The 26,107-nt window shown below is 48.4% G+C and carries 21 protein-coding genes and 1 pseudogene; all 22 read right to left on the reverse strand.

The window, feature by feature from the left end; genetic code table 11:
* Window positions 1–40 precede the first annotated feature (40 nt).
* A complete protein-coding gene (locus tag LC508_RS18835; protein ID WP_044983023.1) occupies window positions 41–4,594 on the reverse strand; it encodes a SpaA isopeptide-forming pilin-related protein in 4,554 nt (1,517 codons plus the stop codon).
* An 84-nt stretch (window positions 4,595–4,678) separates the two neighbouring features.
* Entirely contained in the window at window positions 4,679–5,092 is a 414-nt protein-coding gene (locus LC508_RS18840) for a hypothetical protein (protein ID WP_028527771.1), read from the reverse strand.
* 36 nt (window positions 5,093–5,128) lie between these two features.
* On the reverse strand, window positions 5,129–6,541 hold the full coding sequence (locus tag LC508_RS18845; protein WP_103732473.1) for a S1 RNA-binding domain-containing protein: 1,413 nt from the start codon (window positions 6,539–6,541) through the stop codon (window positions 5,129–5,131).
* 20 nt (window positions 6,542–6,561) lie between these two features.
* Window positions 6,562–8,424, reverse strand: coding sequence for a VirD4-like conjugal transfer protein, CD1115 family (locus tag LC508_RS18850; protein WP_049898045.1), 1,863 nt, complete (start codon window positions 8,422–8,424; stop codon window positions 6,562–6,564).
* Complete coding sequence (locus tag LC508_RS18855) at window positions 8,414–9,568, reverse strand: hypothetical protein (protein ID WP_028527769.1); 1,155 nt, start codon at window positions 9,566–9,568, stop codon at window positions 8,414–8,416. The genes LC508_RS18850 and LC508_RS18855 overlap by 11 nt, the downstream gene beginning before the upstream one ends.
* Before the next feature lie 16 nt (window positions 9,569–9,584).
* On the reverse strand, window positions 9,585–9,761 hold the full coding sequence (locus LC508_RS18860; protein WP_023043234.1) for a hypothetical protein: 177 nt from the start codon (window positions 9,759–9,761) through the stop codon (window positions 9,585–9,587).
* Window positions 9,742–10,419: a DUF6100 family protein gene (locus tag LC508_RS18865; protein ID WP_028527768.1), complete on the reverse strand. Its 678-nt coding sequence runs from the start codon at window positions 10,417–10,419 to the stop codon at window positions 9,742–9,744. The genes LC508_RS18860 and LC508_RS18865 overlap by 20 nt, the downstream gene beginning before the upstream one ends.
* Window positions 10,391–10,942: a DUF5697 family protein gene (locus LC508_RS18870; RefSeq protein ID WP_023043236.1), complete on the reverse strand. Its 552-nt coding sequence runs from the start codon at window positions 10,940–10,942 to the stop codon at window positions 10,391–10,393. Before LC508_RS18870 ends, LC508_RS18865 begins: the two co-directional genes overlap by 29 nt.
* Before the next feature lie 45 nt (window positions 10,943–10,987).
* Entirely contained in the window at window positions 10,988–13,354 is a 2,367-nt protein-coding gene (locus LC508_RS18875; RefSeq protein WP_225305226.1) for a VirB4 family type IV secretion system protein, read from the reverse strand.
* Between the two features lie 76 nt (window positions 13,355–13,430).
* On the reverse strand, window positions 13,431–13,853 hold the full coding sequence (locus tag LC508_RS18880; protein ID WP_028527766.1) for a hypothetical protein: 423 nt from the start codon (window positions 13,851–13,853) through the stop codon (window positions 13,431–13,433).
* 6 nt (window positions 13,854–13,859) lie between these two features.
* Window positions 13,860–15,887 (reverse strand): C40 family peptidase, encoded by a 2,028-nt coding sequence (locus LC508_RS18885; RefSeq protein ID WP_023043238.1) that lies wholly within the window; start codon window positions 15,885–15,887, stop codon window positions 13,860–13,862.
* 152 nt (window positions 15,888–16,039) lie between these two features.
* Complete coding sequence (locus tag LC508_RS18890; RefSeq protein ID WP_028527765.1) at window positions 16,040–18,130, reverse strand: hypothetical protein; 2,091 nt, start codon at window positions 18,128–18,130, stop codon at window positions 16,040–16,042.
* Between the two features lie 37 nt (window positions 18,131–18,167).
* Entirely contained in the window at window positions 18,168–18,527 is a 360-nt protein-coding gene (locus tag LC508_RS18895; RefSeq protein ID WP_016295704.1) for a hypothetical protein, read from the reverse strand.
* A 188-nt stretch (window positions 18,528–18,715) separates the two neighbouring features.
* Window positions 18,716–19,348, reverse strand: coding sequence for a hypothetical protein (locus LC508_RS18900; RefSeq protein WP_016295703.1), 633 nt, complete (start codon window positions 19,346–19,348; stop codon window positions 18,716–18,718).
* Window positions 19,332–20,402 carry a hypothetical protein gene (locus LC508_RS18905; protein WP_023043240.1) on the reverse strand — a complete coding sequence of 357 codons (1,071 nt, stop codon included), beginning with the start codon at window positions 20,400–20,402 and terminating at the stop codon, window positions 19,332–19,334. Before LC508_RS18905 ends, LC508_RS18900 begins: the two co-directional genes overlap by 17 nt.
* 82 nt (window positions 20,403–20,484) lie before the next feature.
* Window positions 20,485–20,970: a DUF6462 family protein gene (locus LC508_RS28870; protein WP_023043241.1), complete on the reverse strand. Its 486-nt coding sequence runs from the start codon at window positions 20,968–20,970 to the stop codon at window positions 20,485–20,487.
* Complete coding sequence (locus LC508_RS18920) at window positions 20,967–21,239, reverse strand: DUF6462 family protein (RefSeq protein WP_023043242.1); 273 nt, start codon at window positions 21,237–21,239, stop codon at window positions 20,967–20,969. Before LC508_RS18920 ends, LC508_RS28870 begins: the two co-directional genes overlap by 4 nt.
* 249 nt (window positions 21,240–21,488) lie before the next feature.
* Window positions 21,489–22,967, reverse strand: a pseudogene (lysS, locus tag LC508_RS18925) (lysine--tRNA ligase); the annotation flags it as partial.
* A gap of 19 nt (window positions 22,968–22,986) precedes the next feature.
* A complete protein-coding gene (greA, locus tag LC508_RS18930; protein WP_033140860.1) occupies window positions 22,987–23,469 on the reverse strand; it encodes a transcription elongation factor GreA in 483 nt (160 codons plus the stop codon).
* 491 nt (window positions 23,470–23,960) lie between these two features.
* Window positions 23,961–24,917, reverse strand: a complete 957-nt coding sequence (gene dusB, locus LC508_RS18935) for a tRNA dihydrouridine synthase DusB (RefSeq protein WP_103733188.1) — start codon at window positions 24,915–24,917, stop codon at window positions 23,961–23,963.
* Between the two features lies 1 nt (window position 24,918).
* Window positions 24,919–25,698, reverse strand: coding sequence for a type III pantothenate kinase (locus tag LC508_RS18940; protein WP_033140858.1), 780 nt, complete (start codon window positions 25,696–25,698; stop codon window positions 24,919–24,921).
* 3 nt (window positions 25,699–25,701) lie between these two features.
* Window positions 25,702–26,058, reverse strand: coding sequence for a DUF6145 family protein (locus tag LC508_RS18945; protein ID WP_033140857.1), 357 nt, complete (start codon window positions 26,056–26,058; stop codon window positions 25,702–25,704).
* Window positions 26,059–26,107 lie beyond the last annotated feature (49 nt).

Raw genomic sequence — 26,107 nt, forward strand, 5'->3', positions numbered from 1 at the left:
AAAATTCCTGCCCGGCTCCTTTATGTTCATTTACATATTCTTACTCTGCTGTCTCTGCCGTTTTCTTTCTGCGCTTTTTTGCCCAGAAGATGCTTGCACCAAGTCCAACGGTGCTGGCTGCAACCAGGCCAACCCAAATCCACGGATTGAAGTTATCGCCTGTCTTTGGCACATCAACCGTCACTTTATCATTATGGACATTGACGGTCAGTGTCTCATCTGCTACCAGTTCAACTACTACAGGTGCAGGACGCTTGTACCCAGCACTGAGGCTGTCTTCCACCTCGGTGATCGTATATTTTCCGATTCGAAGCTCCTCTATATAAATTTCCCCGCTAGAATCCGTCTTGAACGTCTTATCGTAGTCATCACCAACAATATGGAAACTGAAGCCCTCAACCACCCCATCGCTGGATGTTTTGATAATCTTCAGATTGCCTTTTTTGGCCTGGTTCAGGAATCCTTTGCCAGCTTCGTTCTCCACCTCATAGACTTTACCGTCTGTATCTATGCTGACATAGTAGACCCCCTCGTCCAAATAGAAACCTTCCGGGGCCTTCGATTCTTTTACGAGATAGCCATTGAAACGCAAATCAGCCATTTCATATTCACCAGGCTCTGTTTCATCCATTGTACCAAGCAGCTCATCTTCATCATCAAGCTTTTTATTGCCATTGCTGTCAAGGTAAACCTCAAACTCGGCGCCTGATAACTTATGGTCCGGATAATCTGCATCATATTTTGTCAAATGAATACTACCCATGATAAACTTGTTAGTAATTTCCAATTCGACAACCTGTCCATCCTTCTTAATTTCAACAGGGATGGGCTCCTCAGATAGGACAAAACCTGCCGGCTGTTCTATTTCACACACGATCCATGATCCGTATGGCACCTTCTCAAAATTGAAGCTGCCATCTTCAGCAGATGTAGTCACCAGAATTGCATTTTTTTCCACAAACTCTTTTGTTGACTCCGCAAACAGACCAATTTTCGCTCCTGCCAATGCATTGCCGTCTTCATCCAGCTTTTTACCGGAAATGGAGCCATATTTTAAAGTGTTTTCAATGGCTGCTCCATCATTAGCCGGAAGCTGTACCAATGCTGTTTCCTGCCCGGCGTACTCAAATACTACAGGATACTTTTTGTCGGTTGGCAGATAATGTGGATCCGTACCGTCTTCGCGCAGGTAGTAACTACCAAACGGCAGATCCGTCTGTGCTGCGGCGGTTCCATCCTCCTGAACCTCCAGTATTTCGATTAACCCATCAGCCGGAATGACCGTTCCATCTGCCGCAGAAATATCCTCCGCTGCATATAGTCCAAAAATAACGCTGTGAACTTCACCGTTCATACCAATACCGAACTGCTTATCCTGTTCCATCACTTTTTCCAAGCTGATCAGTACCTTCTGACGTTCATTATAAAAGCTGGCTGAGGTTTCTGTCACTTCGACTTCCTGTCCGGCATAGACCAGCTCCACTAACTGGGATTTTGTATTCAGAACCATTCCAAACGGTGACTGGGCTTCCGAAATTTCATATTTTCCCAAATATAAAAGGGTACTGGATGCTTTCCCACTGTCATCCGTTGTAATGGTATCAACCACCGAACCCTTTTCTGCTCGGAGCGTACCATCTGGCGTATAAATGTCTTCTGCTGCGCGGATTTCATAAACTGCACCTTTCAGTCCGCAGGTTTCATAAACCGGAGTATAGCGGTCAGAAAATCCTTTGTTTTCCTCCACCAGAACTGTGGAAAAAATCTCGCCACTCTTGGTGATATGGATTTTGCCCTTCTGCGGCATGTTGTGTTTTTCTACCACTACCACGTTCTGGCTTCCATCCACCTCAAAGGACACGGGTTCGCTGCTCAGCACATAACCGTAACACGTTTCTACCTCTATCAACTCATACCGGCCGTAGGGGAGCTCGCAGGGAAGCATCAGCCAGCCTTCGTCATTGGTAAAAAACGTATCAATTACAACAGGGGTCGGATAATAAATATTCTGCGAAATCTTTTCTCCTGTAGAAAGGTCGCGCACCTGAAACCCAACGCCGGCGGCAGGGATGATTTTCCCGGTTTCTGCATCGTGTTTTTCCACACGGATAAAACTGGACTGGGTCAGGTTGTTCAGAATATAGGAATACGTCTGGTCATTTTCATGGATGTACACAGTGAAATCCGGGACAAATGCCTGACCTTCCATGCCCTCAATCTGATGGACGATGTACCTGCCGTAGGGCATATCCTTGGAAACAGTAAACCCATCTGCGTCTGTTGTCAGGATGTCACGCTCTGCCTCGCGGGCATTGTCAAAGCTGCCTGCACTGGCAAGATAGATCTGGAACTTGGCACCTTCCTCTGGCTGTTCAATGATGCCCTCATGTCCGGGTGCTTCAATTTCCTCTTCTGGAATCGGAGTGGGTTCATATTTATCTTTTTCAGGCTCTGTTTCGGACGGAACTGTCTCTTCGGTTTCTGGCTCCTCTGGAACTGCTTCGGTTTCTGGCTCCTCTGGAACTGCTTCTGTCTCCGGTTCCGTTTGGCTATCACCGTCGCTTACTGCAGCATCTTTTGGTTCTTCTGTTACATTACCGCCGTTTTCTTCAGTTTCTGCAATTTCAGACTCAGTCCGGGCATCGCTGCTACCGGCATCCTTCTGGGCATTGCTGCTACTTTCTGCTGCAAGCATGAGTAGTTCCGCTGCCTGCCCGCCCAAAGCAGATGGATCCTCAGTTTCCTTTGCTATTTTCGCTTCCTGAACATTCTCAATATCATCCTGCTCTTTGTCAATATGCTTGATCAGACGGATGCGGCCCATGATGACCTGCTCAGTAACACTTATGGGAATTTGATTCAGCTCTATCTCAAAATTACCGGGTTCTGCAGGGATAGTGTAAACGGACTCGTCTAAAAGATATCCTTCCGAAGGACTGATTTCTCTCAACGTCCAATCGGAATCACTGATAAAATAATCACTGATAAAGGAACCTTCGGCATCCGTTGTATATGAAGCAACCAATGTATCACCCTGATACAAACCATACACTGCTCCTGCCAGACTTGCATCACCCTGAGCATAGCCTGTTACGCGATCCTTTTTATTCACTTCCACACGGAACTTCTTGAGGATGTTTTCAAAACTGCACTTTGTTACTTTATTCCATTCTATCTGCGCCGTCTGGTTTGCAGGAATCACGTATCGCACTGCCGTGTCAGTTTCTTCCAGTGTATAGGGCTCTGTACCACTGATCAGTACATTTTCAAACCTGGCTACACCAGATGAATCTGTGACTGCATACTCATCTACGGCAAGTCCTGCAAGGGAAGTACCCGATAACCGGAAGGTAACTCCCTCTACGAGGCCGTCTTCAGACGTTTTTGTCACTTCCAGCTTTCCCCGTTTCAGTTTATTGTCGAACGTTACCGTCGTCGTCTTTCCTCCGACAATGGTAATCGTTTGACTCTTTTGAGGCTCATATCGATCATAACCAGCCTCAGTTACCGTATAAGTACCTGGGAACATGCCCTCGACAGTAATGGTACCATCTTCCTGTGTTGTCACGGTCTTATTATAATTATTTCCAGTAATGGTAAACTGGATGCCGCCCACGACTCCGTCTTCCGAGGTCTTTTTCAAGCTCATCGTTCCAACAGGTGTTTCCACATTCAGATAGGCATTTACCGGATTGGCCTTCTCCACACCGGTCACAACATCCTGAAGAGCATCGTCTCCATAAGCAATCAATTTCGCACTTTCGCTTACTGACGGCACATTGTTTCTGGTTGCCGAAATGCGGACGCTGCCCTTAAATGCCTGTGCCGAGGTAATCTCCAGCTGATTCCCGGACTTGGATATTTTTACGGAAGAATTAGACGAAGAAAAGTTGTAATCGCTTAACACACCGTTACTGTCCGTTAATGTTAACGTATATTTCCCGTTAGAATATTTTAATTCCTTCGTCACCCCGTTTGTTGAGCCTGACATAAAACTTGGAATCGTGTTATGTTTTGTCAGTAGGGATACAATTTGGTCATAAGCCGCCCTTGCACCACTGTTGGGATAATTGGATCCAAAATGAAGGTTGTACACCGTGGAGCTGGTCTGTTTGTAGGAACCTGTGGCTTCACGGCATCCCGTAACGAACTCCCATACCAACGTCTGTGTAGCAAGCCATTTCTCATCATCACTACCGGAAAGATTGCCCCTGTTTCCCTGGTACCCATACAGAAGCGCCATTCCGACTGCTTTCTGTTGGGCATTGGAAAGGGCATCCCATGTTTTTGACGATGCCTCTTTCAGGGTGTCCCCTGTATGCAACGGAACACCGGGCTGGATACAAAAGCCAGTATCGCCGTCAACAAACATCCTATATTTATACTTTCCCTGGCCTCCGGCAGTATATCCATTGATGACGGCGCCGGAATTGTAATGCATCGCATTGCCATTAGAATCATAAGTATAAGAAAATGTAATCACCGCCGCATCGCCTGTGGCAGCAAATACATTCTGGATCGGTATCACAGAAAAAGCTGTGACCATGGCAAGCAGCATAGCTGCGGCCTTCCTAAACATTCTTTTAAATTTCATACGTTTCCTCCTGATTTTGATAATTAACCTATGGCAAAAATAAAAACCCCGGAAGCTAAACCGGGGATCCTGCCTCTATACTGGTTATGCTGTTAATTTTCCATATCCACGGTCTGCCTCATCGACGCACCGGTCAAGTATCTCAAAAAAACGTGGTGCACCCAGTTCTGCATCAAGCCACTGGGTGGCACGGTAAGAATAGCACCCGACCTCATCATTGATGGCATGGCTGCCGAGAATGCTGTGCAGATTCAGTTCGTTTGTCATTTGCCTCTGTCTGGCAGTGCTCGGCTTCTCAAGTGCCTTGGCCAGGCAGAACACCAAAAGCGGATGAAGCTCAGAAAATGAAATCTGCAGATAATAATCCCGGTATCCTGCCATCAGGGATATGTCATCCTGACTTTCGATTTTAAGTTCAGACAGGATCATCTTTCGGGTATGCTCGGCAATCTCTCTGCGCTTCTTCTGCTCAGCCTGGCTGAGATCACAATGGTTCATGGAGTTCCTCCCTTCTCTCAGATTGAGTTTCATATATTATCTGGGTGCAGCAATATGCGTGATGGCGCCCCAGATCCTGTTGGAGTCATGGTTGATTCCCAGTATTCTGACGGTTACTCTCGAACCTCTGGGCGGGCGGCCACGCTTGGGATAACTGCACAAACAGTCGATACCTCCGTCCAACGCCACAAATACGCCGTTGGTGTCCACCATGCTAACTGTACCCACATAGCGGTTGCCGACAGAGTATCTGCGCAGTGCTTTCTCATACGGATTCTCACCGGATTGCTTGACCGAAGCTGTCGCCTTGATATGGTTCCGGTCACTGCGGTCCACCTCCAGCACCTTTACCAGGATTCTCTGCCCGGGCTGAAAATGCGCCGCTGCGTCCATCCATCTCTGGTAACTGAGTTCTCTGAGCGGGATATAAATCTCCAGACCGAACAGGTCCACGAAAATGCCCGCACGGATCACCGACACGATTCTGGCTTCTGCGCACACGCCTGAGTAGAGCAGGTTATTCCCATCCCTGTCCGTACCCAGATAATACTGCTTACGTTTTGCCTTCATCGCATCCAGACGGCTCGCCGCTGCAATACCGGATGCTGGGTCAATGCCTTTGACGATATAATCTACTTCAGCACCCAGACGCTTGGTAAGCAAATAATGCAGCACGTCCTCCGGAAGCCTGCCGCGATAATCCGCTGGCGACTCCACCGCTTCCTCTGCAGGAATGATGACTTTGAACTCACCGTGGTAAATGACTGCGAAAGAACGGGAGGGATTGTCCTCGGGGCGCTCCACACCCTGGATGGTTCCGGTCAGAATGCGGCCGGTTTTCTGGGACTCCAGTAAATCCAACAAATCGTTCTTGGCTTTTTCTGCATCTGTCTCGACACTGAGCTGGTCATCAATGGCCAGCACCGGCGAAACCGGTCTGGCAGACGCACGCTTTCTTTTAGGCTTAGGCGCCTTTTCGACGTCGTCGGATGCATTCTTTTCCCCTGAATCCGCTTCTGTGTCAGACTGGGATGGATTTTCCTGGGTCTTCCTACGCCCGCGGGGTTTTTTCACCTTTTCCGGCTCAGTCTGGGGCGGTTCCTCTTTCGGGGATTCTTCGCCTAACGCGTTTCCTGAAGAGTCATCACCTCCGGCGGAATCCGTGTCGGTCTGGGAAGATATTTTTTCTTCGGGCTCCGAAGGCGGCTTCCCATCATTTGTTTCCATATCAGTCTGGGAGTCAGGCTCTTCTTCAGGTCTTGGATCCGTGAATTCTTCTGAAGGGGCCCCCTCCAGGGAATCCTCCGGGTCAGTCTGGGATGGTTCCGCATCCGGGGAGTCGTTTTCTGGCTGGGGCATCTCCGCAAGCTCCGGATTCACATCAGTCTGGAGAACTGCTTCCTGCAGAATTTCCTCCTCGGGAAGCGTTTCTTGTTTTTTAGTTGCCATAGTTCGTACCTCCTGTAAATTTAAAATTCAGCCGGCGGTTTTGCCGAGCTGTAAAGACTTTTTTTGCGTGCCGGCTTTTTCTCCGGCTCTGTCACTGGGACAGGTTCGCTGAGTATCGGTGCCGTAAATATTGTTGCCGGCTGGTAATCCATGATGGATGTCCTCACAATCTGCTTCGACATGGGATGTTTTGTAAAATCCAGTTTTGTGAGCTTCAAGAGGTTACAGCCTCGTATGACGCAGAGCATTTCTTCGTTTGGAAGCCGCAGGACCTCATCCGGAGTCAGAAGTCTTCTCCGTCCCTGTCCCTCAGTATGACGATACTGGGGAATGACCTGAGCGATTGCAATGGTTTGCCGCACTGTCATAGTAGAATTTACCTGTACGGACATATCCCCTGATCTTGCCGAGATATACTCAGCCGTAACCTCGTCGGTACATCCCAACATCAGTTGGATATCGCAGTTGCCGATAATCTCGGCCCACAGGTTATTGGGATACCGATTCTGCAGCTGGCCCAGGCTCTGCACTGCCAGCATCACACGAATGTCCCTGGAACGCACCACCGAAAGGGAACGGGCAAAATCCGACCCGTCTTCTGCACCGCCGATGCGGCCAACATTGTTAAACTCATCCAGAATTAGATTTACGGGCACATCGCAGCGGCCGTTTGGCCGGCTGTCCGCATACCGGGTGAGTTTGATGAACATGAACGAAAAAAAGAGCGATGACAGGAATGCCATGGTGGCATCCTGATCGCTCAGGACAATATAATATGCGCATTTGTGTCTGGCGGGCGATGTCAGATCAATGTCAGACTGGCTTGTAATCCGCTGCACCGCCTGGTTTTGCAGCACCTGCAGCCGTGTGCCAAGTCCTAAAATAATTCCCGATTTTACGGTGTCGCTGGACTGGGCGAATAAATTAAAAGGCGCCCTTGCCGGATGATCAAGCGGAAGCTTGTCGAACATTGCCGTCAGCTGCCGCTCGCTGTTCTGGGTCAGGAGCTGATAGACTGCAGTAAGGTGCTTCATGTCAGAACTGCGGGTTCTGTCCTGATCTACCAGAAGAATCAAAGACTTTAACAGGTTTCCTTCGCCATTGTCCCAAAAATGGTCGCCTTTACCGGAACTGGTATTGCCGATGATGACGTTCGTGAGCACCTGAGCCATCAGCGTGTCTCCGTTTAAGTCTGACATGCAGTTCCACGAATCCCCATGCTCAGGCGTGACCAGGTTAAAGATCTTTACCTCGTAGCCTGCCTGCCGGTACATTTCTGCCGTATCGGCATACAATTCCGCTTTACTGTCGGTGATAATCACAGACTCACCACGCTTTAATGCCTGGAATAATGAATTCCGGATGATCGCACGTGATTTCATGGTACCCGATGCACCGAATATGGCGATGTGCCGGTTGAGTCTGGTGTCTTTGGGCATACAGACCGCTTTTCCTTTATACTCACCAAGAATCGTTCCTTCGGCTTTATCGACGGAAGACACCTCCAGCACCTCGTGCATTTCTTTTTCTTCCATCCATGAGGCGGTTCCGTAAATCCCGGTCTTGCTTTTGGTGAAACCTCTGGGGTCATAACTTTTTCCGTCAAACTTATCATGAAGCTTGATATAAGCAAAGACTCCTCCGCCAATAGCTAAAAGACCAAGCATTCCTTTCAGCCCGTCTGGGGTAAACGCCATCGGGAAGCACACCACAGGGTTCCAGCTGACTGGTTTCATGGCTGCCTCACCGGCAAGCCCATCCGCCTGCATCCATGCTGCGTAGTTTGAAAACAATTGGCCAAGCATCCCGCCAAGATAGAAAAACGCTGCGCATCCCAGTATGACAGCCATGGTAATACCGACCGCCCTTTTTTTATCTTTCAAACAAATTCCTCCTCTCTGGGCAAAGCTCCGCTTCCACCGAGTCCATTCCGATGGTTTTGATGCCGGCAAGCCCGCCCAAGTATTCCCGGAGGAAGTGCGTCTGGTGGGGGAAGCATAGAACCTCAAATCGTCCGGTTCGGTTTTCAATTGCTTCCCGAAAGCGAATGAGTCTTGCAATGTCCCCATCCAGATGCGATAAGATATTTACGCCGTCCACACAGGCGTCGTATTCAAAAAGCCCTCGGTCATAGGATCTAACCTCGGACTCAAATAAAAGTTCAAGAAGCTGCGCTTTCCAGTCTGGCACAGAAAAAAGGCGCAGCTGCCGGATACCGTCCCCGTTCATGGGGATAAAGTGGATGTGGCGGTAAATGGAATCAAATCGAAACTCCAACCGTCTGGTCTTGTCTGATTCTAACAGAGTTCGCAGGGCTGTCTCTCCAGACTGGCCAAACAGTATCGCTGAATCCACCTGTGAAATGCCGGCATTCAATCGTGCCAGCTCGATCAGACTGTGGAGGGCCTTATATTCCCCCATGCCGCTCCACTTCATCACGGCATCCCTTGTATTATAAACGGCATAACATTTGCCGGAAGAAAATAATGCGCCGGTCATGCGGGTAAACATGGTCTTGTTCATCTCCGCTTCCCCAACTTTCTTCAGATCCTTTGCCAGATAAAAACAGGGCGTACCAGGCACAACCCGCAGAATCTCCCGGTTCTGAAGTCTGGAGAGAAGATACGGCCTTGCCTCCATACCGGCTTTCATGAACATCGCCGCAGCTTCCGCAACCCGGTGGTTCCTGTCCCGGTGTGATGCGTCTCCTGGAAAGCGGTGTCCCCAGAATGCGTCCATGTAATATCCCTGCACCCCCGGATGCAGCCATTCCAGTATGGGAAGCGCACCCTTGTAGAGCCGGATGGTTTTTCCTGCCCCTTTTCCGGATATGGTCAGGAGGCGGCAGGTGATTTCGTCCCTGGAATTGAAATTGCGAATCGTCTGAAGCGTAGTCAGTCTGGAAATAAGAGCCTTATAGACCCGTTCACTCCCAAGCAGAGAGAGGCTTTTGAATGGGAACTCCCCCACAAATGAAAGGAGCGTGATGAGCTGCCAGACCTGACTGCCCGGGCGGAAATGAACCATAAACCCTCACCTCCGCTCATAAGCATTTTCCGACAACATGACTGCTCTCTTTGTCGGAATTCCCGGCATAAATACGCCCCCAAACCGCTACTATACTGGGCTTTTTTGCCCTTTCGGAAGATATGTATTTTTTCTCCGCCCGAAAAGCCTCGTTTTTACATATATTTTTACGGCTAAATTTTCCTTTTTTCATAGAGTGGCACCCCCTCATCCGGCATCCTGGTTTCCTTTACCAGCCAAATGGGGAAGTCCCATTTTGGCACTACATAAACCTCAGTCCGGTCCGCCGGCCCTTCTGCGCTGCAGTAATAATGAGAGCAAACCGATGGGCCATCGTCCGTCATCACATACATGGCTACGATATCCGAAACCATATTGATTTCAATGTTATCATGATCCCGCCTTTTTCTTTCGGGTCTGGCTTTGTCATATACATGTCGGTAAATCAGGATACAGTCCCAATACCGCACAGGCGGTTGCTTTTCAAAAAAAGCACGCATAGCAGGGTATAAAAAAGAGCGGACATAATCCGCTGACCCTCCTGCCTTTTTCGGAAGCAATGCCGGGATACGGAGACAAAACCAATCCTCCGCTGTAAAACCGATTTCTACGGGTATACAATCCTTTATCCGACGTTCTACCTCAAGCTTTGCATTCGGCACACCGGTATAAGCGGGAAGTACCCGCGTCAAAAGCACCAGCCTCTCCGCTGTTTCTTCCAGGTTAAGCGAATGCAGATAAACTTCATAGATGCTCCCATTTTCACAAAACCATTGTGTAGAAGCAAGCTGCTCCTGCAATCGTTTTTCCAACCTCCTGATTTTACCCATCGTGTCCTGAAATTTTGTCATCGCTCACTGCCTCCTCTGAATAGAAAGTAACCCCTGGCTCCTCATCCCCCTGAAAGTCAACAGTCGCGAACAGGCAGGGGGCATGGGGAAGCCACATCCCGTATGCCATAGAGATACGGGGAAGAACAATAATATACTTCAAATCCTCCTGAGGTTGGAGCAGTTTCAAAAGATTCTGCTCGCCTTCATATAACACCACGATTTCGTAACCGATATTCTCCTTTAAGAAAAAAAGCTGAGATGGATAAACCGCCGGATAATGTGCCATCGGGTCAACATAATCAATGTATTTCAGAAGAACCCATACGGCAAGAATGGTTCGCTGATCCGGTTTATCCATCGCATCCAGCCCAATGTAATAGCCGCTCGACACATCCGCAATCCGCATCTGCTTCTTCAAGTTCCGCAAGATTTTATCTGCGGTCTGGGCTGGTTTTTGCAGCATTCGTGTAATCTGGGTTTTCGGCAGGGCTCCGTACTGTGAGAGCCACTTTACAACATACTGCTCATCTTGCAGCAGCATAGGCAACACCTCCTTTTTGTGCGTATTTTTCATAAAATGCGTATTCTACGCAGAATGCGTTTGTTCCTGCTGGCGTTCCTTTAAAAGCGCCTCCAACTCAGCCCGGTCGGTCGTAATCATTTCTTGCTCCTCTTTGGAAGCCTTGATTACAACAGGAACTTTGTTATTGTTGGAGCAGACCAATGCTTCGCCCCTCTCAAACCGGGTAACAGAACGGATCTCTGTTTTGGTCAGTTTCAGCACTTCTTGCACATATTTTGCTTCATCCGGCTCAAGATTCAGTATAATCTTATTCTTGCTGTTATTGATAATCGCACGTCCATACTTGCCATCCTCCAAACCGAAGAAATCGGACAGGTCTTGTGTTGCGGAGACGGCGGCGCCACCAAAGCCCCTGATGGTTTTGAAGATGGTTAAGCAGAACTCTGCCGCCATCCGGTTGGAACTGGCGCCGATCAGCTGCCATATCTCATCAATCATAATGGCTTTCTTTTTGGTACGGTCTGCCTTGACCGTATCCCAGACGTAATCCAATGCTATGAACATTCCGACCGGAAGTAATTTGCCTTTCAATTCCGAAAGGTCAAGTACGATATATTTATTGGACAGGTCCACATTGGTCTGTTGGTTGAAACTCTGAGCAGAACCTGTTACAAAGCGGCTGATGATAATAGCAATGCGCTTCGTCATGGGATTTTTCAGTAATTCCTCATGAAGATCCCCGATAATCGGCATTTTTTTCATCTTCGGCGGGGAGACGCTGCGGCTTACATACAGCGAATCATTGTCATGTGTGATTCCGAACTTTGCATAAGTCTGAATCAAAGCCTCGTCCAACATCTGCTCTTCCTCATTGGACATATCCGGAATCAGCAGGGAGAAGAACGTCATCAGCTGCTGAATCTTACGAGCCAGCATGGAATCCATTTCGCTGTAGTCAATCTCGTCAATCAGCTCCATCTCCGGAGAGATGGTATGCCGGATCTCCATGATGTTGATGCAGTGCGGGGAACCGGGAGCAATCTTGATGAACTCGCCGCCGATCTTCTTGCAGGCTCTGCGGAACTCGTGTCCCTTGATGGGAGCCAGGATAAAACACTGGATCCCTCTCATTCTCATGCGCAGCGCCAAAAGCTGCATGGTAAAGGTCTTGCCTGCACCGCTGGTGCCTAAAAGGTTCAGGTTGGCGTTCTTGTTTTTCTTCGTATTGAACAGATCCACGATACACAGTGAATTATTGTGTCGGTTAATACCAAGCAACACGCCTGTATCGTCCGACATTTCAAAAGAAGTAAACATATAGGCAGAGGCTGCGCCGCTGGTCAGCACGTTCCTCCTTGATTTCTTTTCCAGTGATGACTCAATCTTTAAAAACGGCATCACAGACCGCAGCGCCGCTTCCTGCTGAAAACGGCAATCGCTTACATACATATCCATGGACTTTAACATATCCACGATCTGCTGTTTGCGCCACATCAACTCTTCATAGCCTTTGGCAGAAACCGTGACGAACACGGACATATAGAACAAATCCTCATTGTTATTGGCAATTCCATACTTAATGAAGTATCCGGCCTGTATGGAATTGGTCAATTCCTCATAGTCAGTGCTGGTGTCCTGCATACTTTTCAGTTTTGTGCGGTTTAAGCGGATACGCTGTGCCACCTTGTCAATGGTCTTGCTCCGGTTCTCCCGCCTCAGCTGTATATCTATGTCAATCCCGTCTCCGGCATTGATGAGCGACGACATCCACCCCGCCCGTACCATACCCGGATACCCATTTCCTTTTATGAACAGGAAGGAATAATAAAGCCCGTCCATCACGACATAGTTGTGATGGGTCAGGTCAATGCCGCGTGGGGACAAAAAATGCGCCATGCGGATCGGCGGGATGGGGTCCACACCGATGACCTTGTCTTTTGCTGCCATTGTATCCACGACCACACGGTTCACACGGGATGAGAACGGCTCATCCACGCAGGAGCGGCGGTTAAAGAACATATATAAAATCTCTGCCGTTGCCTCATCTGGGTCTTTCGGCTGGAGAATGGTATTCCCGCACTGCAGAAAATAAGCACGGGCATTTTGCTCTGCTGTCTGCATCATGCCATAAATCTGGGAAAAATCATCCCCATCGCCACGGCGAACCTCTTCATATTGGAAAATTAAAAAGAAGCGCCTTGTAAGCGCTTCCCTGCTTCCCACATCCTTGATCAGGCGGATATAGCCCTCTCCAAGATGTCGGCATTCTTCGCTTTCCTCGGCTTCCAGTTCATCATGAATCATGGCAACATGCTTATCCGAGTCTGCTTTTCTGGTAATACTTTTAAACTGAAGCCGCATAGGAGAGATTTTCAGCCAGCTGGCAAAAGACGATATGATATTAAACTGTTCTTCTCCGGAACGCAGCATAAAGTTTATCGGCTCAATTTCAAGAATCCGAATGTATCTCCCATCGGTCGTCTCAATAATACCGTGCTGGAGGCTCTTAATCGGAATGAAGTCCTGAACGAACTCCAGCTTTTCCGGTTTTTTTGCCCTTTTTCTTTGCCGAGCTGCCTTTTTTCTTTTTTCGGAGCTGCTTTGGGTCATATCTATATCCCACCCTTCTGTAATGTAATTTTCTCCTGCTTGCAAAATACCGTATGATGTGTCCTATATACTGAAACAGCGAATCGCCGTCAATACCCATCATGGAAACAACAGCAAGCGGTAAAAGCGTCAGCGTCATAACGACGATGCGGATCGTTCCGGACATGGGTATCAACATCAATTCCGGATACCCCAAAACGATCAATAATATCCCTGTCTCTACTGCATTCCTTGGCTCCAGCATTCCGCCCAAAATCTTACCGGAATCTGTGTAGTTCGCCGGTATGGCATAAATATTGCTGTACTCCTTCTCATCCAAAATTTCTCACCTGCCTATTCTGTAAATCGTAGCTGTTGTCTTGTATCTGCCCAAACGCAGTGCTTCGTTATGGTCTGGCACAAAAATATCCACACGGTGGATGTCATTCTCAATACCCGAACCACCGCGGTCTTCTACGGTATACATGGTCCCGTTTATCATGATCTGTGTGCCAAACGGATAATGGCTTGACATTGCCACCATGCCGCGGGCCGCCTGTTTACCGCTGGCAGTGATTCCATCTGCATTGCTGCCGCAGCATTTTGCACATGCACAGTAATGAGTAACATCCACTTCTAAAGTAGAAATGGGTGTTCCCAACGTATCCCCTGGCACCGGTGCATTAAAATCCACATTTTTGGGACGCCGCAACGATAGTGATGCTTCATAGCTGGGCGAATTTAAGATTACACCCTGCCCGCCAGAAGAATGCACCCACATTCGTTCTCCGTTTTCGCCATACCCCGCAAAAATCAGCACATGGTTCCATCCGCTTCCATCGGATTCTGCCAAAAAGCCCAAATCACCAGGAAGTAACTCACTTGCTGATACTGCAACGCTATTTGGGTACTGTCCGGAAGTTCCAGCGCCAATATCTACACCCACAGCAGTATTAAATACCCATGTGCTGAAGCCTGAACAGTCAAGCCCGTATGGGCGTATTGTTCCTGTCGTAGAAGATCCTGCAGCTGTTACCAGCTTTGGCGTATTCCATTCATCATTCCAGCCGGGCGCTGATTTACCACCCCAAAAATAGGGAACCTTGCCCACAAGTGACAGGGCAGTGCTCAGAATATGCTTTCTTGTTGCATTACAATTCTGCCGATTCACAAAGGCGATCAGCTCGGCATCCGTCAGGGGAACTGCCTGTCCACTGCCCACAGAGCCATATAGCGTCCGTTTTAACGCATTCGCCATGTTCTGTATTACCTCGCCATAAGTGAGGTTGAACTGGTCATACTTTGCATTCAGATCAATACCAAACGCCTTGGCAATCACTGCATTGTCAAACGGATGAATGGTACACTCCAGATATTTGATGATCTCAGTTCCTGGAGTCAGAGTTTCCTGCCCATTTGCCACATAATAACTTGCCGTCGTTGTTCCCGTAATCTTCCCACCGGAATAAACAGGAATATCCACCGCTACCTCTTTATAGGCATCCACCGTGACAGCAGTATCGCTGCTATGCGCCTCATCCGGAAGATAGTAGGTTTTGGATGCTGTCTCATACCGATATTGGGGCGTACCATTAATCGTCCCGGTCTGCACCTTATTTGTAACTACGGTAAGCGTTATCGGCTTATATGTATAATAGGAAACAGGAATGATAATCTCTTTTTGCTTTTCTTCTGATGTGACGGGAAACATATCCCCAGCACAGCCCCGTAACTTTGATACCATATCGTCTTTGCCCGTATTTTGCTGCTGCATGGAGGCTGAATAGGCTGCCAGTATGTAACAGACATCATACCCGGCAGAACTCTGCGCATAGTTGACTAGTGCATCCATGGAAAGGTCATAGTCATACCCACCGTCTGCAATCAGTTGATCCACATAAGCAAGCGATTGGTTATATCCTTCATCTACCACATCGGAAACAGCGCCTGACATCTCCGTATAAGCAGACATCAGGGTTGCTCCTTCTGCCGGTTTTGTACCATCCAGTCCGAAAATACTATTTGATATAATTGTCGGCAGGGAAACAATCATGGTAATCAGGAATAACAGAAACAGACAGATACATACCAGTATCTTGAAAAGAGTATGGCGCATTGCCCATGCTGCAGACAGGATAGCGCCCCAAGGGCCGCCCGCAGCGGTTCCGGCTGCGATTTCTGCGGCGGCCTTTCCGCCTTCCACACTGGCCTTTACAGTGGCAGCGGCCGCATTAGCCGTAGCCTCCGCACCTTTTGCTGCCGTCTGCTTTGCTGCTTCCTGACCTGCCTGCTTTGCTGCTTTTGCCATTTGCCCGGCTGCCTGTCCATAATTATCAGAGCCATCACCGATTTGCTGTTTTTCCGGCTCAGCCATTGGGTCCACCTCCTTATATCAAACTGCTGTAAAAAAGCAGTGTTATTTCAACATGAAATATGCAAAGTAGCCGAACCAGCATTTTTCCCTGATTCGGCTGCCTGCACTTATTCATGACAATAGATTCCTCGCAGAGCGTGGATTCTATTGTATTACCGTTTCCGCCTCGGCGGCTTAATTTCCCCATGATTGCGGGGTTTTGGCTCTCCAAAGCGTGATGGCGTATTCTTATACCGAACAGTTTCCACAGAGACTGTCCGTACACTGTCACCGTCATAAACCGGCTTGCCATCCTGGTACACCGGCTTGCGTTCCACGGCGGCTTCGCCGCGAATCGCATACCACTGGCCTCCACGGGCATCTTCAAACACCTGATAATCCCCACGGGGAGCCGCATACTGGGATGTATCGTAGAACATGGTTCCGGATCCATTTTCATGGCGGACCTCAAAATGGCCATCCTTACGCCCGGATCCATCCACAGAGGATACCTGCTGTTCATATCCCGGCATAAACTGCTGGAACTGCGCCTGGTTATAGGCAAAAGCTGCCTCGCCCTGCTCAAATGCAGGCGCTTCAGCGTGCTGCTGCATAGCATACCAGTCTACACCGTTTGCCGACTGCATAATCGTATGCGGTGCATCCGGCTCATCATAGTAGGCACTGTTGTACCACATGGTATTGCCAGAATCGGAGCTTGCCTCGATCACGCCATCGCCAACCGTCCTGAGGGTTGTTCCCTCGGAAGCATCGGGAAAAGCCGCTGCAACCTGTGCCGCTTCTGACGGGCTTCCCATAAATGCCGGCGCATCATAAAATGCACCTGCCCCGGCTCCGCTTGCCATCTGGTACCACTGGCTTCCATCGGAAGCTGTAACCACGGAATGTGGTGCATCTGGTTTCTCAAACTGTGATGTGTTATACATTTCAAGCGCTGTGCTCTTTCCATCTGCACCAATTGAAGTTGTACTGATCTGACCACCTGTAATCTGGGTGTCTTTCAACTGCTGGCCCTGCAACTGAGGCATATAGCCCGCAAGGCTGCGGTCTGCTATCTCCCCGGCAATTGTCCCGGAAACACCGGGATTTCTTGAAGCTACAGAAGAAATGGAGTCTCCTGTAAGAGTAGCGCCATTACGTGCCGCTATGCCGCCAAAGGCACGACCGACAAAACCGATGCTGCCACCGGCACCCATACGGCTTCCGCCATCTACAACTGCGTCACGGACAAAGGAATTTGGCTTAAAGCGTGATGCGAACCCGGAAGCAAATCCGCTTGCGGCTGCACCCGTTCCAGTTGCAGTGCTTGCGCTATGGAACACACTGCCAGCGTTTTTCACACCACCTCCAACACCGCTGATCACCCGCGCTGCCATCAAAAGCTCCATACCCATGCTGGAACCGGTCTGGGCCACATTCAGCCCCATGGCCGCCAGGTAACTGTCAAACTTCTGTGCCGTCTTCAAAAATGCCAGCGCACAGAACAGCCAGAGAAAAATACTGCCCTGACCTGTGGAAAGCGCACCGCCATTTCCGATATACTGCCCCATAGAGCTGTTAAAGCCCCTGAGGAACCATACATTCATCACCAGCAGCAAAAGCTGTGATCCCACCATACGGCACCAGCTCTTGAAAACCGGCACTGTTGTCTTGGAAGCACCCATAGAAAAAGCCAGAGGGGAAGTGTAGCAGAGTACGCCAACCACAATATAGCGTTCAACGGTTTCCAGCAACAGCCGAAAATAATTCCATCCAAGGGCAATCTCCAGAATGATGAGGAGAAGCAGCCCTACCACCGATACAATGGCTACAATCGTTGTCAAACCATTGGACAGCGCCTGTTCCACACCCACAAAGGTAAAATCCTCTGCCGACATGGTAATCTCCATCAAAGCCGTATATGGCGCTCGGGCGATATCCAGCACAATCATAAAAATCGGCTTTGCATAGCCAATCAGTAAGGCAAAAATCGAACCTCTTGCCAAAAGCACCCACGGATTTTCTGCCTCCGTGATTGGCCCTCCAAAAACACGAAAAAGCTGCCATACCGTTACAAGGAACAGAATTGCCCATGCCGTGTACTGCATGACCGTAAATGCCTTAGATACAAAAGGGAAATATTCTTCCATTGCTGTCATATCTGTCCCCAGTGCCTGAAGGAACAAACCGGACACCGCATCCATCATCTGCGAGACAATGCTGCTGATCCACGTTACGATTCCTTCAAAAATCCAATCAAGCATCTATTATCACCTCCTCCATCTGCTTTTTCTTTTCTGGTTAACCTGTGTAGTTGCCGCCAGCAATGAGAGGCTGCAGATAGGCAACAACGAACCCCAGAGAATTGAGGACAATCCACGTCACTACAATTCGTTTGAGCCAGCTCGTTGCCTCATCGACTGCGCGCTGGTTTCTGGAAATCATCCTGACAATCAGCGCAATGGCCGCTGCTGTTACCGCCACAATGGTGCTGATACCCACCAGCTGGCCGTATACATCCTTCATGATCGTCGAAAATCGGTTCCAGATTGTGTCCGCCATGACAGGCTGCAGCGAGATCAGCATTGCAGATGCCATGCCAACCAGCGACCAGTAGGCTGTCTTCATGCGCCCTCCGCCTCTTTTGATTTGTTTAACCATGCCGAGTACCTCCTTCTTTGATTTTAGGCAATAAAAAATGCCGCTTCTAAAAGCGCTTTCAGCTTCAGAAACGGCATCTTTGTCTGCCCACTCCCAGTTTGGGATGATACAAGTATAGCACGGCTTTATTCCCCTGTCATCGGCGGAACATATGCCATTTTTATGCCATTTTGTTTACCCCGAAATTGTCATTCCAAATGTTCAAAAAGCGTCAGCAGCTCCAGCCATACATCCACATCCTCGCTGGGCGCTGACCACAGACGAATGGAAAGAATTGAGATTGCCTGCTCACGAAGCCTGTAGTAATGCCTCTGTGATAAATCCAGCCGGAACAGTATCTCCTCCAGCTTCAGCTTTTCCGGCGCCAGATAGGCTGTATAGATCAGCTGATACAGCTTCTCACCCCGTGTCGGTTCCTTACGGAGAACCGCCATTGCCTCGTTAAACCGATCCAGCAGCAATCTCGATCTTGCCGCAGCTTCCAGACGGCTCTCCATCCTTTTGTTCCCAATGGCCATCTCCAGATCCAGCCTGTCCACCATTCGGTCAAAATTCTCAAACGGAGCCTCCAGTTCCTGCAAAATCTCCTCCGGGTAACAGCTGAACACCCAGACCATTTTCCTGTAATTTTTGAGGAGCATCTGGGTATTGTGATAAGCATTCCGCTTTTTCTCCTTCTGGGCAGCACGCACCTTCTCATCATCAATTTTTTGATCACCAAGAATCCCTCGCTTTGTAAGAAGGGAAATAAATGCGTCTGACTGCGCCAATATCCTGTTTTCCTGCTGTTCATACAGCTTTTTTTCATCCTGCTTGCTCATATGTAAAATACTCCTTTGCTATTTTTGTGATATCCACCGGCTCACATGGCCCGCGGATTTTACTCGTTTCAATCACTGCCTGTGTTATATAACCTTTATCTTGGCAGTCATATCCACAATTCTTACAATTCCTACACGGAGAAAGATACGCGCGTATTATAGGGGCCGAAAGTGCAACGCGGTTTTCAGGCTGCATGGCCGTCTCCGGAGTGCTGCTCTGGGCCAGTCTGCGGCTATACCATGTAATGAGCTTGTTCATATGCTCATGGTCTGAACCTGTCTTATGCGTATTTGCACCACACATGCGTATTTCATAAAGAATACGTTGAATCTTCTCCTGGTTTGGAATCGAAACCTCTGATCCTGTCGGATACAGTTTATTAAAAATGAGACAGCCATAAGAACCAGGAAGACGGTATAGAGCAAAGACATCCCCATGCTTTTTCATGAATCTCCATACCTTTGTCTTTTCCCAGCCCCAGCGCTGTCCCAAGGTTTCCAATGTCAGTAAAGCCCCGTATTTCCCATACTGAACGGTCGGAGCCATAAAAGAAAACGCATTGTTCGGATCTTCCCATACGGAATGGCACCAGAGATCCATCCATGCGTCCGATTCCTCAAAGATATATCGCTTCTCCGCAAGATGTTCTGTAATATTACGCGGAAGGCATAGAAAACCATAGCCTTCTGTGGCATAAACAGCACCCTGCATACATTCCTTTCCGGAACATTTCACTACCCAATCTGTAATTTGATATGTCAGCTTTTTCGTTTTAGAGTCAAGCGTATACTGCACATAACCTAAGTCAGCCATCGTCTGAAGCACTTCCAGAGCCTTCTGACGGCTTTTTAGGCCGAGGATGCTCTTTAACCCTACGACACCTCCTGACCACATTCCGGGGCTTACAGCGTTGATATGCCCACAGTAGAGGGCTTGTCCCTTGCGGAATGCCGCACGGGACGCTAAACGCGCCCATGCACCCATGACTCCCTTGCCCTCAGGCAGACGATTTCTGGGCAGCTTTACCCACTGGTATTTCCTCAGACATTTCACTCAGGTACCCTCCTTCCTTAAAAATGGGCATAAAAATAGGGCGGCTCCCTAAAATAAGAAACCGCCCGGCGATAAGTTGCTATTAAATTCTTACAATCAGACCTTCAAGGTTGTCCGTCTTGATTCCAGACAGATACCAGCCATCTCCCATTTCAATTCTGGTTGGTACCCATTCTCCATTGATCAGAATATCCAGCCTCTCCCCACATTGAAGCCCCCCGTAATAATTCTCCAGATCAAATCGGATATCCATTCGCCCAGTCTGGGCATCTAATGTTAATGCTCCTTGTCTCATATCATTATCCTCACTTTTCATGTTTTCATCCATCTCGGATGTATCCTCTTTGCGTCGCAATATTCTGAGATACTCTTCAAAAATATCTCGCCGTATTAAAACCCGCTTTCCAATCTTATACACCGCACCTGCTTCATGGGCCAACCTTGTAAAGACTTTCAGACCCAGTCCGTAATAATCAGCGCCCTCATAATAGGTGACGAATTCATGCTGCATCATCTTCGCATCCTCATCGTCCAGCATATCCGAAAACATCCATAGATTCCCACTCATTCTTTATCCTCCTGTGAAGCCAAGGTACTCGGTTCATGAAACTGTTCCAGATATTCATCGAAAATATCCCGGTTAATCAGAACGGTTCCATCCATTCGATATATAGCTCCTGCTTTACCAGCGAGTTCCAACAGCTTCTTGTGCGTAATACTATAAACGATTTCTGCATCCTTATACCGGAGGAACTGCCTGCGCAGCCTCTTTGCACTTTCTCGCACATCATTTCGTTTTTTCAAATCATAATAGGCTTTCGTCCTGTCATTAATCATAAATTAAATCCTCCATCCGATTTGTTGCTCGACAGAGAGTTGCACCAAACGAAAAAAAGAGAACACCTTTGAAATTTCTTTCAAAAAGTGTTCTCTCAACGATACGTGCTGTATTGCGTTTCAGCCGTCAACTATTCATTCTGCGTCGTAATTCTTCGTATTGATACGAAAAATCGTTGTCAATTTGTTGTCAACTCGGATTTAATGAGCCGGAAACCCTTGATTTTACTGGGTTTATTTGTCGATGGGCTTCATTGTCGGGAAGCATAATACATCTCTGATCGCTGCAGAATCTGTCAGGAGCATAACCATACGGTCAATACCGAATCCGATACCGCCTGTAGGAGGCATACCGATCTCCAGTGCGTTCAGGAAATCTTCATCTGTGGTGTTGGCTTCCTCATCGCCCTGGGCCAGCAGTGCTTCCTGTGCTTTGAAGCGCTCTCTCTGGTCGATGGGGTCATTTAACTCGGAATAAGCGTTTGCCATCTCCCAGCCATTCATGAAGAACTCAAAACGCTCTGTGTACTCCGGATTCTCCGGCTTTTTCTTTGTCAGCGGAGAAATCTCAATGGGATGGTCCATAACAAATGTAGGCTGGATCAGATGCTCCTCTGCGAACTCCTCGAAGAACAGGCTCAGGATATCACCTTTCTGGTGTCTCTCCTCAAACTCTACATGATGCTCTTTTGCTGCAGCTCTTGCCTCTTCCAGTGTATGAATCTCATCAAAATCAACGCCGGCATATTTCTTGACAGCATCCACCATAGTAATTCTCTCGAACGGTTTGCCCAGATCCATCTCCACGCCATTGTAAGTGATCACAGTGGTTCCCAGAACCTCCTGCGCCACATGGCGATACAGGTTCTCTGTCAGGTCCATCATTCCCTTGTAATCTGTGTAAGCCTGATACAGCTCCATCAGGGTAAATTCCGGGTTGTGTCTGGTATCCAGACCCTCGTTGCGGAATACTCGTCCGATCTCGTATACGCGCTCCATGCCGCCAACGATCAGTCTCTTCAGATACAGTTCCAGGGAGATACGCAGCTTAAAGTCCTCGTCAAGAGCATTGAAATGTGTCTCGAAGGGTCTTGCGGCTGCACCGCCTGCATTTGCCACCAGCATAGGGGTCTCCACCTCCATAAATCCCTGGCCGTCCAGGTATTTACGGATGCTGCTGATGATCTTGGAACGTTTGATGAAAGTGTCCTTTACTTCCGGGTTCATGATCAGGTCCACATATCTCTGACGGTAACGCAGGTCTGTGTTGGTCAGACCATGGAACTTCTCAGGCAGAACCTGGAGGCTCTTGGATAACAGTGTCACAGCAGAAGCGTGAATGGAGATTTCACCCGTCTTTGTTTTGAAGACTTCGCCTGTGATGCCTACGATGTCGCCAATGTCCATTTTCTTGAAATCCTGATAGGATTCCACTCCGATACTGTCACGTGCCACATAAGACTGAATGTTGCCCTGTAAATCCTGCACATTGCAGAAGGAAGCTTTTCCCATGACACGTTTTGACATCATACGTCCTGCTATGGTTACGGATTTTCCTTCCAGCTCTTCAAAAGCATCTTTGATTTCCTGGCTGTGATGGGTTACATCGAATTTGACGATCTGAAACGGGTCTTTTCCGTTTGTCTGTAACTCAGCTAATTTTTCACGGCGGACCTTCAATAACTGGTTGACGTCCTGCTCCTTAACATTCTTTGACTGCTCTGCCACTTTATACACTCTCCTTCATCTATATGTTTCTTTCAATCTCCAGAACTTTATATTCCATAACTCCGGACGGCATCTCTACCTGAACGGTCTGTCCTTTTTTAGCTCCGATCAATGCTTTTCCTACCGGAGACTCATTGGATATCTTGCCTTCCAGGCTGTTTGCCTCTGTGGAACCTACGATTTTGAACTCAATCTCCTCTTCAAATTCCACATCATATACTTTTACCTTACATCCAACACTGATGGTAGCCAGATCCACTTCATCTTCCACTACGACCTCAGCGTTTTTCAGGATTTTTTCAATTTCTTCGATTCTTGCTTCGATATCGCGCTGCTCGTCTTTAGCCGCATCGTACTCTGCATTCTCAGACAGGTCACCCTGCTCTCTGGCCTCTTTGATCTTACCGGCTACTTCTTTTCTTTTGTATACCTTCAAATCATGAAGCTCATCCTCTAATTTTTTCAGTCCCGCATACGTAAGAATATTTTTCTTCTCTTCCATTTTTATACACCCTTTCTTCTATATTATAAAGTAAGAAGAGGGCCTGCACGGCACAAAGCCGGACAGAATCCCATATTCTTCTCCCAGTATAATCCATCTTTTTCAGGTTTCATTAACCTAACAGTCATAATATTATAAGAAAAACCCACCAGAATGTCAAGAACAATCTCATATTCTTACATTTTCACATTCTTGACAAATAATCCATAACACTTTACATAGCCTGCACTCCTACCCACTATCACACTATCACTTTGAATCTCCAGAAGCTTTCGCCCTAAACACACAGTCATGCGGGCATGGGTATCTCTCATGCAGGCATTCCCGCGTCCTTAGCGAAGGCAAGATCCACCGTTTACGGAAACTTAGACACGAGGGCTCTCCCGAGTGCTCTTAGTTGCAGTTAACGGTTAGCTTGACTGAGCGTTGCGGGTGTCTGCATGAGAGATACCCATGCCCGCATGACGTCCGCCTAAGCCGCAAACCAAAACTCAAAACATATTCACAAGTTCCTCCAACTGCTCATACGTCTCTATTTCATTGACCTTCCGTCTGACAGATGCCGAGTGAGGCATTCCCGCTGTATACCACGCAACATGCTTTCTCATCTCCCGCATACCGGTATACTCCCCTTTATACTCAAGCTGCAGACGTGCATGCTTCAAGATCATCTCCCTGACATCCGAGGCAGCAGGTTCATCCGGCATGGTGCCGTTCTCCAGATAAGACCGTATCCTGCTGAATATCCATGGATTTCCTCTGGCTGCACGGCCGATCATAATGCCGTCACACCCGGTCTCCTCCAAAAGACGCTTTGCACTCTCCGGTGAATCCACATCCCCGTTGCCGATAACCGGAATGGAAACTGCTTCCTTTACTCTGCGGATAATATCCCAGTCCGCCCTGCCGGAATAATACTGTTCTCTGGTCCTGCCGTGCACCGCAACTGCTGCCGCACCTGCATCCTCTATGATCTTGGCGATCTCCACCGCATTGACGCAGTCCTCGGTAAATCCCTTTCTGATTTTGACCGTCAGAGGTTTCTGAATGGAGGATGCGACCTTTTTCACAATCTCTCCCACCAGTTTCGGATTTTTCATAAGCGCGGAGCCTTCCCCGTTATTGACTACTTTCGGAACCGGGCAGCCCATGTTGATGTCCAGGATGTCAAAGGGCTGTTCCTCTATCTGCCGGGCAATAAATCCCATCAGTTCCGGTTCTGAACCGAAAAGCTGCAGAGAGACAGGCCGCTCCCGGGGAAGAATCTGCATCAGACTCTTTGTATTCTTATTCTTAAAATAGATTGCCTTTGCGCTGACCATCTCTGTGCAGAGAAGTCCTGCGCCCTGCTCTTTGCAGAGCAAACGAAATGGCAGGTCCGTGACTCCTGCCATGGGTGCGAGTATCAGGTTGTTCTCAAGAGTTACATTTCCGATTGTGAGTTTCATATTAACCTCTGCTCTTCTTCGTTTTTTCAAAAATGATCCTGAGACCGGTCAGCGTAAGCTGTGTATCGTACACGTCGATCATATCCGTCTCATCTGCAATGATCTTGCCCAATCCTCCGGTTGCCACTACTTTCAGGTTCTCTATCCCTGATTCTTCCTTTACTTTCCTGATAATGTATTCCACCTGCCCGATATATCCGTACACAAGCCCTGCCTGCATACTGGTGATGGTCTCCTTAGCCAGGATGGACGCCGGCTTCTCTATGGCGATCTTCGGAAGCTTGGCAGCATCCTGCCACAGTGCTTTTGCGCTGATCTCAATGCCGGGTGAGGTGATGCCTGCTACAAAGCATCCGTCCTCTGTGATCAGGTCATATGTGGTGGCTGTCCCAAAATCAAGGACAAGAACAGGTCCGCCGTACAGTTCATAGGCAGCCACAGCGTCCACGATCCTGTCCGCCCCAATCTCCTTGGGGTTCACAGATGTTACACGGATGCCTGTCTTACATCCGGGTCCCACATGCAGCGGATAGGTGTTAAAATATTTTATGACGCCGCTTGCCAAAGAATGCATAACATCCGGCACAACTGAGCTGATAATGGCATCTTTTACCGCGTCTTTGGAAATTCCACGGTATTCCAGCATATTGCACATGAGAATACCGTACTCATCCGAAGTGCGGTTCTGTCTGGTCGTCATGCGGAAGGTTCCTTTTAACTCCTCCCCGTCAAACACGCCCAGGGTAATATTGGTATTGCCCACATCGATCACTAAAAGCATATTCTATTCCTCCCCTTCATTCAGGGTTTCCTCCACATCTTCTCCCAGGAAAAATACCCTGTAGTAGAGTTCCAACGATTCCAGCAGTTCCTGTTTGTCTGCTCTGATCTGCTTGATCCGCAGCACACTTCCTATATCATCGTACATGGCATCTGATTCCAGAGCTTCTGTCTTGAACTCCAGACTGCCGTCCTCGTCAAATTCCAGTGTCAGCACTCCACCGATCTCCTCTGTGTAAAGCACGCACATAATATGCAGCTCATCCTGCACAGACTGGGGAAGTGCGGAAAAATCCTCATTAAAGTAGTATTTATGCTCATAGGCACTGGCGCCGCACAGCACTATCTTATCCTTATACATAAACTCTCCTTATACCATCCGTCTTATACATCATAACTAGTAACTATTC

Source organism: Blautia parvula, assembly GCF_020215665.1.
In the GTDB taxonomy this organism is placed as follows: domain Bacteria; phylum Bacillota; class Clostridia; order Lachnospirales; family Lachnospiraceae; genus Blautia; species Blautia celeris.

Excerpts from the sequence above, each read along its gene's own strand:
- LC508_RS18835 (WP_044983023.1), bottom strand. The coding sequence starts at position 4,594 with ATGAAATTTAAAAGAATGTTTAGGAAGGCCGCAGCTATGCTGCTTGCC.
- LC508_RS18840 (WP_028527771.1), bottom strand. The coding sequence starts at position 5,092 with ATGAACCATTGTGATCTCAGCCAGGCTGAGCAGAAGAAGCGCAGAGAG.
- LC508_RS18845 (WP_103732473.1), bottom strand. The coding sequence starts at position 6,541 with ATGGCAACTAAAAAACAAGAAACGCTTCCCGAGGAGGAAATTCTGCAG.
- LC508_RS18855 (WP_028527769.1), bottom strand. The coding sequence starts at position 9,568 with ATGGTTCATTTCCGCCCGGGCAGTCAGGTCTGGCAGCTCATCACGCTC.
- LC508_RS18860 (WP_023043234.1), bottom strand. The coding sequence starts at position 9,761 with ATGAAAAAAGGAAAATTTAGCCGTAAAAATATATGTAAAAACGAGGCT.
- LC508_RS18865 (WP_028527768.1), bottom strand. The coding sequence starts at position 10,419 with ATGACAAAATTTCAGGACACGATGGGTAAAATCAGGAGGTTGGAAAAA.
- LC508_RS18870 (WP_023043236.1), bottom strand. The coding sequence starts at position 10,942 with ATGCTGCTGCAAGATGAGCAGTATGTTGTAAAGTGGCTCTCACAGTAC.
- LC508_RS18875 (WP_225305226.1), bottom strand. The coding sequence starts at position 13,354 with ATGCTGCGTTCCGGAGAAGAACAGTTTAATATCATATCGTCTTTTGCC.
- LC508_RS18885 (WP_023043238.1), bottom strand. The coding sequence starts at position 15,887 with ATGGCTGAGCCGGAAAAACAGCAAATCGGTGATGGCTCTGATAATTAT.
- LC508_RS18890 (WP_028527765.1), bottom strand. The coding sequence starts at position 18,130 with ATGCTTGATTGGATTTTTGAAGGAATCGTAACGTGGATCAGCAGCATT.
- LC508_RS18895 (WP_016295704.1), bottom strand. The coding sequence starts at position 18,527 with ATGGTTAAACAAATCAAAAGAGGCGGAGGGCGCATGAAGACAGCCTAC.
- LC508_RS18900 (WP_016295703.1), bottom strand. The coding sequence starts at position 19,348 with ATGAGCAAGCAGGATGAAAAAAAGCTGTATGAACAGCAGGAAAACAGG.
- LC508_RS28870 (WP_023043241.1), bottom strand. The coding sequence starts at position 20,970 with ATGAGTGGGAATCTATGGATGTTTTCGGATATGCTGGACGATGAGGAT.
- LC508_RS18920 (WP_023043242.1), bottom strand. The coding sequence starts at position 21,239 with ATGATTAATGACAGGACGAAAGCCTATTATGATTTGAAAAAACGAAAT.
- greA (WP_033140860.1), bottom strand. The coding sequence starts at position 23,469 with ATGGAAGAGAAGAAAAATATTCTTACGTATGCGGGACTGAAAAAATTA.
- dusB (WP_103733188.1), bottom strand. The coding sequence starts at position 24,917 with ATGAAACTCACAATCGGAAATGTAACTCTTGAGAACAACCTGATACTC.
- LC508_RS18940 (WP_033140858.1), bottom strand. The coding sequence starts at position 25,698 with ATGCTTTTAGTGATCGATGTGGGCAATACCAATATTACCCTGGGCGTG.
- LC508_RS18945 (WP_033140857.1), bottom strand. The coding sequence starts at position 26,058 with ATGTATAAGGATAAGATAGTGCTGTGCGGCGCCAGTGCCTATGAGCAT.